10 protein-coding genes are annotated in these 14,049 nt (G+C 67.4%); all 10 read right to left on the minus strand.

Going from position 1 to position 14,049, the window contains the following annotated elements; genetic code table 11:
* Nucleotides 1–9 precede the first annotated feature (9 nt).
* Entirely contained in the window at nt 10–1,779 is a 1,770-nt protein-coding gene (gene aspS, locus Q7W51_09565; protein ID MDO8848618.1) for an aspartate--tRNA ligase, read from the minus strand.
* A gap of 16 nt (nt 1,780–1,795) precedes the next feature.
* Nucleotides 1,796–3,073 carry a histidine--tRNA ligase gene (gene hisS, locus Q7W51_09570; GenBank protein MDO8848619.1) on the minus strand — a complete coding sequence of 426 codons (1,278 nt, stop codon included), beginning with the start codon at nt 3,071–3,073 and terminating at the stop codon, nt 1,796–1,798.
* 87 nt (nt 3,074–3,160) lie between these two features.
* Nucleotides 3,161–3,538 (minus strand): hypothetical protein, encoded by a 378-nt coding sequence (locus tag Q7W51_09575; GenBank protein MDO8848620.1) that lies wholly within the window; start codon nt 3,536–3,538, stop codon nt 3,161–3,163.
* A gap of 76 nt (nt 3,539–3,614) precedes the next feature.
* Nucleotides 3,615–4,232: an MBL fold metallo-hydrolase gene (locus Q7W51_09580; protein ID MDO8848621.1), complete on the minus strand. Its 618-nt coding sequence runs from the start codon at nt 4,230–4,232 to the stop codon at nt 3,615–3,617.
* Nucleotides 4,229–6,436, minus strand: coding sequence for a bifunctional (p)ppGpp synthetase/guanosine-3',5'-bis(diphosphate) 3'-pyrophosphohydrolase (locus Q7W51_09585; protein ID MDO8848622.1), 2,208 nt, complete (start codon nt 6,434–6,436; stop codon nt 4,229–4,231). Before Q7W51_09585 ends, Q7W51_09580 begins: the two co-directional genes overlap by 4 nt.
* Before the next feature lie 16 nt (nt 6,437–6,452).
* Nucleotides 6,453–10,106 carry a single-stranded-DNA-specific exonuclease RecJ gene (gene recJ / locus Q7W51_09590; protein MDO8848623.1) on the minus strand — a complete coding sequence of 1,218 codons (3,654 nt, stop codon included), beginning with the start codon at nt 10,104–10,106 and terminating at the stop codon, nt 6,453–6,455.
* A 77-nt stretch (nt 10,107–10,183) separates the two neighbouring features.
* Nucleotides 10,184–11,101, minus strand: a complete 918-nt coding sequence (gene secF / locus Q7W51_09595) for a protein translocase subunit SecF (protein MDO8848624.1) — start codon at nt 11,099–11,101, stop codon at nt 10,184–10,186.
* Entirely contained in the window at nt 11,094–12,455 is a 1,362-nt protein-coding gene (gene secD / locus Q7W51_09600; GenBank protein MDO8848625.1) for a protein translocase subunit SecD, read from the minus strand. The genes secF and secD overlap by 8 nt, the downstream gene beginning before the upstream one ends.
* A gap of 80 nt (nt 12,456–12,535) precedes the next feature.
* Nucleotides 12,536–12,814 carry a preprotein translocase subunit YajC gene (gene yajC, locus Q7W51_09605; protein ID MDO8848626.1) on the minus strand — a complete coding sequence of 93 codons (279 nt, stop codon included), beginning with the start codon at nt 12,812–12,814 and terminating at the stop codon, nt 12,536–12,538.
* A 112-nt stretch (nt 12,815–12,926) separates the two neighbouring features.
* On the minus strand, nt 12,927–14,048 hold the full coding sequence (gene tgt / locus Q7W51_09610; GenBank protein ID MDO8848627.1) for a tRNA guanosine(34) transglycosylase Tgt: 1,122 nt from the start codon (nt 14,046–14,048) through the stop codon (nt 12,927–12,929).
* Between the last annotated feature and the right edge of the window lies 1 nt (nt 14,049).

Consider the following 14,049-nt stretch of genomic DNA (forward strand, 5'->3'; position numbering starts at 1 on the left):
TGCAGGCCCCTAGTCGGTCTTCAGGTGGACTTCGCGCAGCTGCCGCTGGCTCACCACGTCCGGCGCACCGGTGAGCGGATCGGCGCCCGAGGAGGTCTTCGGGAACGCGATCACGTCGCGGATGGAGCTCGCACCCGCAAGCAACATGATGAGACGGTCGAGCCCGAGCGCGATGCCGCCGTGGGGCGGTGCACCAAAGCCGAGCGCCTCAAGCAGGAAGCCGAACTGCGTGCGGGCCTCTTCTTCGGTGTGGCCGAGGCGTGAGAGGACGCGCATCTGCAGGTCGGCGTTGTGGATGCGGAGCGTGCCGCCACCGATCTCGTAGCCGTTCATCACGAGATCGTAGCTGTACGAGCCCACCTCGAGCGGCGCAGACTCGATCTTCTCGATGTCCTCCGAGCGCGGCATCGTGAAGGGATGGTGGTTCGCGGCGTACCGTCCCTCTTCGGCGTCGTACTTGAACATCGGGAAGTCCACGACCCACAGCACGTCAAAGCCGTGCCGTGGAACCTCGAGCTCGTCGGCCATCTTCAGGCGCAGCACGCCGAGCACCTCGTTCGCGAGGTCGTGCTCGTCGGCGATCATCAGCGCGAGGTCGCCCGGCTCGATGGCGAGCGCCTCCTTCATGCCCTCCATCTCGGCCTCGGTGAAGAACTTGGCGATCGGAGAGCGTACGTCACCCGCCGACGGGAACGCGACCCACGCGAGGCCCTTCGCGCCTGCGTCGAGCGCCACCTGGTTCAGCGCATCGATCTTCCCGCGACTCCAGTCGCCGGCGCCCTTCGCGTTCAGCCCTTTGACGCGACCGCCGGAGGCGAGTGCGGCCGCGAACACCTTGAACTCGCTTGCGGCGAACACGCCCTTCAGGCAGTGAAGCTCCATGCCGAGGCGTGTGTCCGGGCGGTCGGAGCCGAAACGGTCCATCGCCTCGGCGTACGTCATGCGGCGCAGCGGTATCTGGAGGTCGACGTCGGCTTCCTTCATGACCTCGTGCATGACGTCTTCCATCAGTGCAAGCACGTCGTCTTCGGTGACGAACGACATCTCGATGTCCACCTGCGTGAACTCGGGCTGGCGGTCGGCGCGCAGGTCCTCGTCGCGGAAGCAGCGGGCGATCTGGTAGTAGCGCTCGATGCCGCCCACCATGAACAGCTGCTTGAACAGCTGCGGCGACTGCGGGAGGGCGTAGAACTTGCCCGGACTCATGCGGCTCGGCACGATGAAGTCGCGTGCGCCTTCGGGCGTGGACTTGCCGAGGATCGGGGTCTCCACCTCCATGAAGCCGCGGCCCTCGAGCGAACGCCGGAAGCGCTGCACAACGCGATCGCGCAGGGCGAGCGCCGAGAAGACCTCGGGGCGCCGGATGTCGAGATACCGGTAGCGCATGCGCGTGACCTCGTCGGTCTCGATGCCCGCCTCGATCTCGAAGGGCGGCGTCTCGCTCGCGTTGAGCACCTCGGCCGAGGTCACCACGACCTCGACCTCACCCGTGACCATGCCCGGATTCTCGGTACCGTCGGGACGGCGGCGCACCATGCCGGTGAGCTTCACGACCCACTCGGGACGCACCGTCTCGGCGGTCACGAACGCCGCACCCGCGGTGTCTGGATCGAAGGTGGCCTGCACGATGCCGCTGCGGTCGCGAAGATCGATGAATATGAGGCCGCCGTGGTCGCGGCGCTTGGCCACCCATCCGGCGAGCGTAACGGTCTCGCCGATGCTGGCTGCCGTGAGCGAACCGGCCGTGTGCGTGCGGATGGAGTAGCGTGCGTCGAACATCCGGATGGGTCTCCTCTTAGCCGAGTGCGGCGGTCACGGCGGCCGCGACCGCGCCGAACGCCACACGTGTCTCTTCTTTGGTGCCCATATCGCGCAAGGTGAACTCGCCGGAAGCCAGTTCGTCGGGGCCGACGACGGCCACGAAGCGTGCGCCCAGCCGGTCCGCCTGCTTGAACTGCGCCTTCAGACTGCGCTGTTGGTGGTCGAGCTCGGTCGCCACCCCAGCGTCGCGGAGCGCCTGCGCGAGCGCGAACACTTCGGCGGACACGCTCTCGTCCACCCGCGCCACGTACACCTCGGCGCGCGCGGGCGCCGGGATGCCCACGCCGGCGGCCTCCATGGCAAGCAGCGTACGCTCGAAACCGAGCGCCCAGCCGAGGCCGGGTGTCGGAGGCCCGTCGTACTCCTCCATGAGGCGGTCGTACCGCCCTCCCCCGCCGATGCCGTTCTGCGAGCCGAGGCCAGCGTCCACCTGGACCTCGAAGACCGTGCGCGTGTAGTAGTCGAGCCCGCGCACAAGCTTCGGCTCCTCGATGTACGGGATGCCGAGTCCGTCGAGAAGCGACTTCACGGCCGCGTAGTGCGCCGCGCAGTCGTCGCAGAGTTCGTCTCGCAGCAGCGGTGCGGCGGCCATCACGGCCACGCAGCCGGGGTTCTTGCAGTCGAACGCGCGTAGCGGGTTCGTGTCCGCGCGGCGGTTGCACTCCTCGCACAGGTCCGCCGAATGGTCGCGGATGTGCACTGCCACCTTCGCGCGGTACGCCGGCCTGCAGTGCTCGTCGCCCATGGAGTTGAGGAGCAGCCGCATGGTGTCCGCCGGGATGCCGAGTGCCTCGAAGTACCGCCAGAGCACCGTGATGACCTCGGCGTCAGCGGTCGGCCCGGCGGCGCCGAGCAGCTCGATGCCGATCTGCCAGAACTGCCGCATGCGGCCCTTCTGGGGTCGCTCGTAGCGGAACATCGGCCCGGCATAGTACAGCTTGGATTGAGCGCCGTTGGCCGTCAGGTTGTGCTCGAGCGCCGCGCGCACCACGCTCGCGGTTCCCTCGGGACGCAGCGTGAGCGAACGCGGCGGGTTACCGCGGTCGAGGAACGTGTACATCTCCTTGGAGACGATGTCGGTGGCCTCGCCGATCCCGCGCGTGAAGACCTCGGTGTGCTCGAACAGCGGCGTGTACACCGGCTCGTACCCGTACCGCGCGAACAGCTCCTGGGCGGTGCGCTGCAGGTGTTCCCAGGCACGCGCCACGTCGGGCAGCATGTCGGCGGTGCCTTTGGGTGCACGAGCGTTCACTGACGAGCGCCTTTCGGGAGGGATACCTGCGGGTTCACAGTGTAGACCATGCCGTGGCTCACGTCCCTATCGGATGCAGACGTCGCCCTATCCGTCGTGCGAAGCAGCGCTCGCGACGCTTCGCCTCACGCGCCGCCACATGAGCGCACCTGCGATGACCGCAGCAACCTCGACCACATGCTTCACGATGATCGCGGGCACGAGGTCCCCGCCGAGCGCGCCGAGGTCGTGCGTGTTGAACGTGATGACCCGCGGGATGCCGCCGATGACGATCCAGATCAGCGCGAGATTCGCGAAGCGTGTGAGCGTGGGGTAGGCGCGTGCGAGCGCCTCGAGATCCCCGGGCGCGCCGCGACGGGCCCGGCGCTCGAGCGTCCACATGATGACCGCGGCGCCGATGAGCGTGGCAGTGGCCACGTCGTGGAAGTAGTTGTTCATGATGATCAGGATGTCGAGCACGATCATGTCCTCTCGTCTTCGGCCCTAGCCGACGTCGTCGCCCGGCGCGCGGAGGCTCTCAGCTCCGAGGCGGGCCTGTGGTTCATGCGCGCGGGAAGAACGGGTTGACCCGCCGCTCCCGGCCGATGGTCGTCTCGGGGCCGTGGCCCGGGTAGACACGTGTCTCGTCGGCAAGCGACGCCAATCGGGCGATCGAGCGGCGCATTGCGATCATGTCGCCACCGGGGAAGTCGGTGCGGCCGATACTGCCGGCGAAGAGCGTGTCGCCGCTGAGGAGATGGCCATCCGAGAACAGGCAGACCGAGCCGGGCGTGTGCCCGGGCGTGTGGAGCACCGTGAGCATCACGCCTCCAGCCACGATCGTGTCTCCGTCGCCGAAGGTCCGGTCGGCCGCAGGCGCGCTCACGTCGAATCCGAAGAGCGCGCCGCCCGAACCCGCCGCGCTCGTGATCGAGGCCGCATCGGCCTCATGGATGAGAAGGGGGGCTCCAGTAAGCCCAATGAGCTCGGCAACCGCACCGATATGGTCGAAGTGTCCGTGTGTGAGCACGATCGCCTCGACCGGAGCATCATCGAGCGCACTGACGATGGCTTCCACCTCATCGGCGGGGTCGGTCACAAGCACCGGACCACCATCTCCGTCATCGATGAGCCAGCAGTTGGTGTCGAGCGGCCCAAGCGTGAGTCGGCGCACCCTCACGCCTCGCCACCCCGCCTCTTGCCGCTGTCGGGCATCGTGCGCTGCGCGTCGAAGACCCCGTCTACAGCGCGGACCTGGCTCAGCACGCGCTGCAGCTGGTCCATGTGACCGAGCTCGAAGAGGAACTTCAGGTAGGCAACGCCCTGCCGGTCGGTCGAGATGGCTGCCGACAGCACGTTCACGCCAGCATCGGCGAGCGCGATCGAGACGTCCTGCAGCAGGCGTGTCCGGTCGAGCGCCTCGATGAGGATCTCGACCTGATACGTGCTCGAGGCCTCGGTGTCCCACTCGACATCGAGGATCCGCTCGCCGCTCGATGACACGAGTTCACGTGCGTTCGGGCAGTCGGCCCTGTGAACCGACACGCCACGGCCGCGCGTGACGAAGCCCACGATCGCGTCGCCAGGCACGGGATTGCAGCAGTGCGCGAGGCGCACGAGCACGTCGTCGATGCCTTTCACACGCACGCCTGTGGCGCTCCTGCGGCGCGATGCCGCCCGCGACGGCTGGAGCACCGGAAGCGATACCTCGGGCTCGACCACCGGCACCGGCTCGTCTTTGGCCAGCACCTTGATGAGTTTCGTGACGACTTGCTTGGGGCTCTGCTTGCCGCCGCCGATCGCGGCGAGCAGATCGTCTCCCTCGGAGAGGTTCATGTCACGCGCCACCACGTCGAGTGCCTTGCCGAGCGCGTTCGCCCCCGCATGCATCCCCTGCTTGCGGAGCACCTTGCCGAGCTCGTCCTTGCCCTTCGCGAGGTCGTCTTCGCGGCTTGCCTTGGAGAAGTAGCTCCTGATCTTGCTCCGTGCCGAGGACGTGCGCACCACGTTCAGCCAGTCGCGGCTTGGCCAGGAGCTCTTGTTGGTGAGGATGTCGACGCGGTCACCCATCTGGAGTTCGTAGTCGAGGGTGACGATCGAGCCGTTCACTTTCGCGCCCACGCAGTGGTGACCCACCTCCGTGTGGATCATGTACGCGAAGTCGATCGGCGTGGAACCGCGGCGGAGCGACACCACATCGCCCTTCGGCGTGAACACGAACACCTCGTCCTCGAACAGGTCGATCTTGAGCGCTTCCATGAACTCGCGCGGATCCTTGAGCTCGGTCTGCCACTCGAGCATCTGGCGCAGCCACGAGAGCCGCTCGTCGAACGCCTCGTCAGCGCGGCCGCCCTCTTTGTAGCGCCAGTGGGCGGCGATGCCGTACTCGGCTGTGCGGTGCATCTCCTCGGTGCGTATCTGGATCTCGAGCGGACGGCCTGCCGGTCCGATGACGGTCGTGTGCAGCGACTGGTACATGTTGAACTTCGGCATCGCCACGTAGTCTTTGAATCGGCCCGGCACCGGCTTCCAGATGGAATGCACCGTGCCGAGCGCGCCATAGACGTCCTTGACCGACTCCACGATCACGCGCAGAGCGATGAGGTCGTAGATCTCGGAGAAGTCCTTACCGCGGTACGTCATCTTCTGGTAGATGCTGTACAGGTGTTTCGGCCGCCCCGAGATGTCGCTCTCGACGCCGATCGCCTCGAGCTCGCTCGAGAGCTGGTCGATCACCTGGTGCAGATACGCCTCGCGCGCGTCCCGGCTCTCGGCCACCATCTTCTGGATCTGCGCGAACTTCTTCGGCTCGAGGTAGTAGAACGCGAGGTCCTCGAGTTCCCACTTGATCGAGCTGATGCCGAGGCGGTGTGCGAGCGGCGCGTAGATCTCCATCGTCTCGATGGCCTTCCGGTGCCGCTGCTCCTCGGAGAGCGCGGCGAGCGTGCGCATGTTGTGCAGCCGGTCGGCGAGCTTGATGAGGATGACGCGGATGTCCTTCGCCATCGCGATGAGCATCTTGCGCATGTTGTTCGCCTGCGCCTCGGCAAGCGATGAGAACTTGATGCGTCCGAGTTTGGTGACGCCGTCCACGAGCACTGCCACCTCGTCGCCGAACAGCTCGCGGATCTCCTTGATGCTCACCGCGCTGTCCTCCACCACGTCATGAAGGATCGCGGCCTGGAGCGTGGCGGTATCGAGGTTGAGTCCCGCGAGGATCATCGCGACCTCGAGCGGATGGCTGATGAACGGCTCACCGCTCTTGCGCATCTGCCCGGCGTGGTGTTCGAGGGCGAAGTTGTACGCCTCCTCGATCCCTTGCAGGTCTGCCGAGGGGTTGTAGGAGCGGATCTGCGCCTCTATGCCTTCGAGCGTCACCGACATCGAGGGTCTCCGAGCGTCACGATTCGGTCTGCGGGGGTCGTGTGGGCAGGATAGGACGATTGAACGCGTGCAGCAACTCATCCGCCGGCGCCTCGAGGGCGCGGACGCGGAACGCTTCGAAGCCGTCGAGCTCGTCCAGGCCTTCGGCATACCGCACGGAACTCGCCAGATCGAGCTTCTGTTCCGGCGCGGGCAGCAGCACTAGCCGCCGATAGGCGCCGTATCCTTCGCTTGTGAGCAGCCCGAGCTCCCGGAACACGCCGATGCCGGTGGAAACGCCCTTGTCGTTCAACGTCGCCTTCGGGCGCCTACGCTTCACGCGCTCGGCGAGGTCCGCGTTCGTGGTCTCGACCGTGCCGTCGCCCTCGCCCGCGATGTCCTTCAGCGCCAGGTAGAGCGCCGCAAGATCATCGCGCGAAGGAGCTGCCGACTCGAGGATCATCCGGTTCAGGTGCGCGTCTTTGGGGCCGAAGAGCAGATGCACGGATGCGGGATCGCCGTCGCGTCCGCCACGGCCGCACAGCTGGTTGAACTCGACCTCCCCCATCGGCAGATGGTAGAGCGCTACGTGCCGCACGTTCGGGATGTTCACTCCCTCGCCGAAGGCGCTCGTCGCGACCACGACGGTGATGTCGCCGGTACGAAACGCACGCTCGACCGCGTGGCGCGATTCGCGCGTCATCCCGCCGTTGTAGAACGCCACCCGGTGCAGCAGCCGGGGAACCCGCGAGCGCAGCTGCCGCGCGAGCTTGACCGACGTGTCGCGGCTATTCACGTACACGATCATCTTCTCGCCCGCCGACGCGAGCGACGCGATCCGCGCCACCCGGTCCTCGGTCCCCCGCCCGTCGGCGATCCGCAGGTTGTCGCGCACCGTTGCGTCGAGCACCACCTCGGTCACGCCGAGGACCGACGCGATCGCCTCGGCGACCTCATCCGGCGCCGTCGCGGTGACCGCGAGAAGCGCCGGACCGCCCAGCGTTTCGAGCGCACGGTCGAGACGCCCGTACGCGGGCCGGTGCCCCGCACGCACCAGTCCGACGTGGTGTGCCTCGTCGACCACCACGAACCCGACGCGAGCCGTCTCGGCGAAGCGCGCCGCGTGATGGTCGAGGAACTCCGGCGTGGTGAGCACCACGTCGAGCGAGCCGTCGGCGAGCGCGGCGAATGCCTCGTCGCGGCCCGTAGGAGATGTCTCGCCTGTCAGTGTGGCCACGGAGCAGCCGATCGCGGCGAACGCGTCGACGAGATGGAACGCCTGATCGGCCACGAGCGCCCTGAGCGGGTAGACGAAGACAGATGCCCGGGCGCACGCGATAGCCTCCCGCGCAGCATGCACATGGAAGATGAGTGACTTGCCGCGCCCGGTCGCCATCACCGCGAGCGTGCGGTGACCCGACGCCAGGTGCGCGAGAGCCTCGGCCTGGGCGGCGTGGAGCGCTCGCTCGCCGATGAAGTGCCGCACGAGCGCCTCGTCGAGTTCGGCAGGGCCGAGCGCCGCGAGCGCCGCACGCAGTTCGAGCGCTTGCCGGCGTGCCTCCTCGTCGGCCTCCTCAAGCGCCCCGCGCCTCGCGACGAGCACGTTCACGCCGAGCGAGGTGCCGTCGGCTCCGCCGGTCACCTCGGTGACCTCGATGTCGTACTCGACGCCGGCATCCACAACTGGAGCGAGCACTGCAGCAAGACGGCGGTTGAGGAACCCCACCTGATCGCCGAACGGGTCGAACAGCGCGCACGCGTTGGCATCGTACGGGTTGTCCGGCTGCCGCTCGAGGCGCAGCGGCGTCCCCGGCTGCAATCGAGCCACGATCTCCTGCCGTCCCTCGAAGCTCACGCCGGCGAGCTTCGTGTGGAACGACTCGGCGTCGGTGATGCCCGCGTACTCGCCGCGGGCGATGATCTCCTCGGCGTGCTCGAAGAGGTCCTCGACGAGCGCCGCGGCCGGGGCCTCCGGTTCGCTCGCGTGCAGCGTGAAGTCGCGCGCGAGCATCTGCACGCGCTCGACGCCGCGCCACTCGGTGCAGTCGAGCTCGAAGGCCACGTCCACGGCCGTGTCGGCGGCCGCAAGCGTCGCGATGTCGGGACAGCGAAACGCTATGGCAGAGACTGCGGCCACACCGTCGTACGCCGTGAAGCGGAGGTGCTCCTCGGCCTTTCCTACCCGCTTCCGGCTGTTCATGAAGACGCCGCGCACGGCTAGAAGCGGCCGCCGATTCCCGTAGCCGAACGGGCCGAGCAGCGCGAGCTCGCTTGCGAGTTCGCGCGAGAGCGCGTCGAGCGGGACCTCGGCATCGATCGGAAGCCGCGCGATGAAATCTGCGGCCGGAAGCGAGGCCAGCAGCGCGTCGAGTCCCTGCCGGAATGCATCGAGCGAGGCAGCAGGAAGCGCCAGGCCGACCGCCATCGCATGTCCGCCATAGCGCTCGAGCATCGGCGCCATCTGCGCGATCGCCGCGTGCAGGTCGATGCCCTCGATGCTCCTCCCCGAGCCCTGGGCCTGCCCGTCCTCGATGCAGAACACGAGCGAGGGCACGCCGAAGCGGCTCGTGAGGCGCGATGCCACGATCCCGCGAACACCCTCGTGCCACGCCTCGCCCGCCACGACCAGAACGCGATCGCCGGGTGTGAACGTGCGCTCCGCCTCGATGAACGCAGCGTCGTAAAGGTCGCTCTCGGCAGCCTGGCGCACGCGGTTGTGCTCGTCGAGCGCATGCGCGAGCGTCTCGGCCTCGGCCGGGTCGCTGCCGAGCAGGAGCTGCACGGCGATCTCCGGGTCGGCCATCCGCCCGGCGGCGTTCAGGCGCGGTGCGAGCGAGTACGCCACCCGGTCGGCGTCGATCGCCTCGGTCGCTACGGCGGCAACGGCGGCGAGCGCAGCCAGACCCGCGCGCGGCGAGCGCCTCATACGCGCGAGCCCGTCGGCCACGAGTGCCCGGTTCGCCGCCACGAGCGGAACGATGTCGGCGACCGTCCCGAGCATCGCCAGATCCGTCAGCTCGAGCCAGACGTCCGGATGACCGAGCCGCTCACCCACGGCCTGCACGAGCGCCAGCGCTACGCCGGCGCCCGAGAGCTCGGGGCCAGCTTCTGCGAGTTTGGGGTTGGCGACGGGGACGCCCTGTGGCACGCCGCCGCCCGGCTCGTGGTGATCGGTCACGACGGCGTCGATGCCATGCCCCCGGAGTGCCGCGATCTCAGCAGCGTTGGAGATCCCGCAGTCCACGGTGATCACCAGGTCGGGCGCGAGGCCGACAAGCCGCTCGAGCGACGCGGCTGTGAGACCGTAGCCCTCCCTGAAGCGATGGGGCACCGTGGCCTCGGCCTCACCGCCCATCGCGCGCAGACCGAGGGTGGCTGTTGCGGCTGCCGAGATGCCATCGAGATCGAAATCCCCGAAGACCACGATGCGCTCGCCCGCCCGCACCGCTGCGGCCACGCGGTCTGCTGCCTCGGGCATGCCGGGGATATCGAACGCGCCCACCCAGTCGCGCGAGAGCGACGGCTCGAGGAACCGGCGGACACCCTCGGGAGTGTCGATTCCCCGGCCGAACAGGATCGATGCGGTGATCCCCGAGAGCCCGGTCGCGGCGGCCAGCGCGGCAACGGCGGTCGCGTCGGCCCGGGCGACGTCCCACCTGCTCTGAGCGCATGCGCCTGTCGTACGGTTCATCGTTCCATTCTACCTATCGGGGCCGACACCTCACGTGAGGTGCCGGCCCCGTGTGTGTCCGTTCGAGTGAGCGCCGCCTACTTGGCCTCTTGCGCCTGGTACTTCTTCTTGAGCGCCTGGAACTTCGGCTCGCGCTCCTTCCACACCGCGTAGAGCGGGCTCGCCAGGCCGACGGAAGAGTAGGCGCCGGCGATCAGACCGATGGCCATGGCGAACGCGAAGTCCCGGAGCGTCTCACCGCCGAAGAACAGCAGCGCGAGTACCGGGATCACCTGCACGAGACCGGTGTTGATCCAGCGCATCAGCATCTGGTTGATCGAGTCGTTCGTCATGTCCATGAAGCTGCGCTTCGAGAGACCGGCCGCGTTCTCGCGGATGCGGTGGAACACCACGATCGTGTCGTACAGCGAGTAGCCGACGATCGTCAGCAGCGCCGCGATCGTGTTCGGTGTTATCTCGCGACCGGCCAGCGCGTAGATGCCGAGCACGATGAGCGCGTCGTGGAACAGCGCGAGCACCGCAGACACGGACATCTTGTACTCGAAGCGGAGCGAGACGTACGCAAGGATCGCGATGAGCGACACGATGAGCGCCAGCACAGCGGCGTTGGTGACGTTCGCGCCCCAGCCCGGGCCGATCGTCGTGACGTTGACGTCCTGCGCAGGGAGGCCCAGCTCGTCCAGGATGACCGAGAACGCCTCCTGTGCAGCGCCCGTGTCGGACTCGGCGGTGCGCACGATGAACCCGCCGTCATCGGTGGGCTGAATGACGGCGTTGGCCGAGTCTGGCACGCCCGCGGTCTCGAGCGCATCGCGCACGGCCTCGGTATCCACGCCCTCGGCCTGGGCGAGCGTCATGACGGTGCCGCCCTGGAACTCGATGCCGAGGGTGAGACCCTTGATGAGCAGCGCGGCCACCGCGATGACCACGAGCGCCACAGACACTGCGAAGAAGATGTTGCGCTTGCCCATGAAGTCGATGCCGCGCCTAGCCACGCTGACCACCGCCCTTCACGCCGAAGAGAGCGGGCGTCTTGGTCATCAGCCCTTCGGCGAGCATGCGCACCACCGGTCCGGTGAACAGGATCGCCACCACGAGGTCGATGATGATGCCCAGGATGAGCGTGAAGGCGAAGCCCTTGACCGGGCCGATCGCGAGGAACCACAGGGCGAGCGCGGAGACCAGCGTCACCACGTCGGCGTCGATGGAGGTCGCGATCGCGTGCCGAACGCCCGACTTGGCGGCGCTGCGGTACGTCTTGCCCGCCTCGACCTCCTCCTTCAGGCGCTCGAAGATGAGGATCGAGGTGTCTGCCGCGACACCGATGGTGAGGATGATACCGGCGATGCCGGGAAGCGTCATCGAGAAGATGTTGAGCGAGGAAAGAACGGCAAGCACCCCGCCGAAGATGACCCCGTAAAGCGCGAGCGAGACCCACGACAGGACGCCGAGACCGCGGTAGTAGAGCGCCATGAACGCCGCAACGAACGCGAGACCGATGAGTCCGGCCAGCAGGCCCTGGTTGAGCGAGTCCTGGCCGAGCGTCGGACCGACCACGCGCGACTCGTCGATCTCGATATCGGCGGGCATGGCGCCGGACTGGAGGACCGCTGACAGCGCCTTGGCCTCATCGACCGTGAATGTGCCGCTGATCTCGGTATCGCCAGTGAGGATCGGCTCCTGCACGGCGGGAGCCGACTTGGCAATGCCATCCAGAACAATCACGACCTGGCCCTGGCTCGCGGACAGCCGGGTTGTCACCTCGGCCCACTTCTCAACGCCGGTCTTGCTCATCGTGACGCTCACCGAGGGGTTGCCGTACTGGTCCGTCGAGATCTGCGCATCGGTGATGACCTCACCGGTCATGAACGCCTCGTACGTGCCCACGTAGGGCTCGTCGGTAAGCTTCGGCAGAGTCGCCGTCGGCTCGGTGGACGAGCGCGCCTCAAGCTGCTGGAGGATGAGCCCCGCCGTGGCGGTGTCGGTGATGCTCGAGAAGTCGATGAACTCGAGCTTGCCGGGCTCGCCGAGGAGCTTGAGCGCCTCCTGCGCGTTGTCGACGCCGGGCAGCTGGATCAGGAATGCAGTCTGGCCCTGACGCTGCACGGTCGCCTCACTGACGCCGAAACCGTTCACGCGCTCGACGAGGATGTCCTCTACGCGCTGCATGGTGTCTTCCGACATGGTCTGGCCCGACAGAGGCTCAGCCGACAGGATGACCGACAGGCCTCCTTTGATGTCGAGACCCTGGGTGATCTTCTCGGAGGGCGGCCACACCTGCCACAGCGAAACGGCTGCAAGCACGGCGATGACCACCAGCGCGATGATGTTGCGAGATCTGGACTCCATCGTGTTGAGCTCACTCCTCACCCGTCACGCCCTGGCAGGCGCTCTCGGACTCTGTGTGCTGGCCGCCGATGCGGCACTTCCTAATCGAGCGACGGCACCTCGGGCTCGAGCTTCTTGGCCACGGCCGCGCGGTCGAACTCGATGACCACGTTCGGTGCTACCTCCACGCCCACGCGACCTTCATCCAACGTCCGAACGGTGCCATAGACGCCGCCGATGGTGGCGACCCGGTCGCCAACCGCCAGAGACGCCATCAGCGCCTGGTGATCTTTGTTGCGCTTCTGCTGCGGTCGTATCAGCAGCAGGTAGAAGGCGAGCGCGATCACCGCGAGCGAAAGCAACTGTCCGTACTGCTCCATGGGAGGACCTCCGAAACGCCGGTCACACAACGACAGCGCGCGACAGCGCGCGCGCATCAACGCATCATAGCATCACGCGAAGCGTGCGCCACTGCCCGAGCGCGATCGCTCATCAGTAGTCGTCGGCGCCCGGGCCACTCCTCCATGCGGCAAGAAACGCCGCATACGTGCCCGACTCGATCGCCTCGCGCGCACGGCGCGCCAGATCGATCAGAACATGCAGGTTGTGTATGGAGAGCAGCGTGGAGCCGAGCATCTCTTTCGAGGAGACGAGGTGCCTGAGGTACGCACGCGTGTACGTGCTGCAGACCGGGCACGAGCACGCCGGATCGAGCGGACCGAAGTCCCGCGTGTACTTCGCGTTCCGGAGGTTCATCCGCCCCTCCGAGGAGAACGCGGTCCCCATCCGCGCGGTACGCGTGGGCAGCACACAGTCGAAGAGGTCCACGCCGAGCGCGATGGCCTCGAGCATGGTCGTGGGGTTGCCCACTCCCATCAGATAGCGCGGCCGGTCGGCCGGCAGCAACTCGGTCACGGGAGCCAGGCTTTCCAGCATGAGGTCGTGCGGCTCCCCCACCGAGTAGCCCCCGATGCCGTAGCCCGGAAAGCCGACCTCGGCCAGACGCGCCACGCTCTCGGCCCGGAGGTCGTCGAAGACGCCGCCCTGCACGATGCCGAACAGCGCCTGGTCTTCCCGGGTGTGCGCTATCTTGCACCGCTCCGCCCACTCGGCCGAACGGCGGACCGCGTCGGCCACGAACGACTTCTCGGCAGGGTACGGGGGGCATTGGTCGAGCTGCATGATGATGTCAGCGCCGAGCGCCTCCTGGATCGCCATGTTGTCCTCGGGGGTCCAGAAATGCTTGGCGCCGTCGAGGATCGAACGGAAGCCAACGCCCTCGTCGGTGACCTTCACGGTGTCGGCGAGGCTGAAGACCTGGAAGCCTCCCGAATCGGTGAGGATCACGCGGTCCCACCCCATGAAGCAGTGCAACCCTCCCGCGTCCCGCACTACCTCCGCGCCCGGCCGCAGGAACAGGTGGTAGGTGTTCGCCAGCACCACGTGCGCCCCGATACCGCGAAGCTGATCGGGGGTGACGCCCTTGACGGTCGCGCGCGTCCCGACCGGCATGAACATCGGGGTCGGAACGGTACCGTGCGGGGTCACGAAGGAACCCGCGCGTGCGGCAGTGGTGGCGTCGGTGGCTCTCACCGTGAAGTCGAAGAATGCCATG

The sequence above is a fragment of the Coriobacteriia bacterium genome (assembly GCA_030652115.1).
Classification (GTDB): domain Bacteria; phylum Actinomycetota; class Coriobacteriia; order Anaerosomatales; family Anaerosomataceae; genus UBA6100.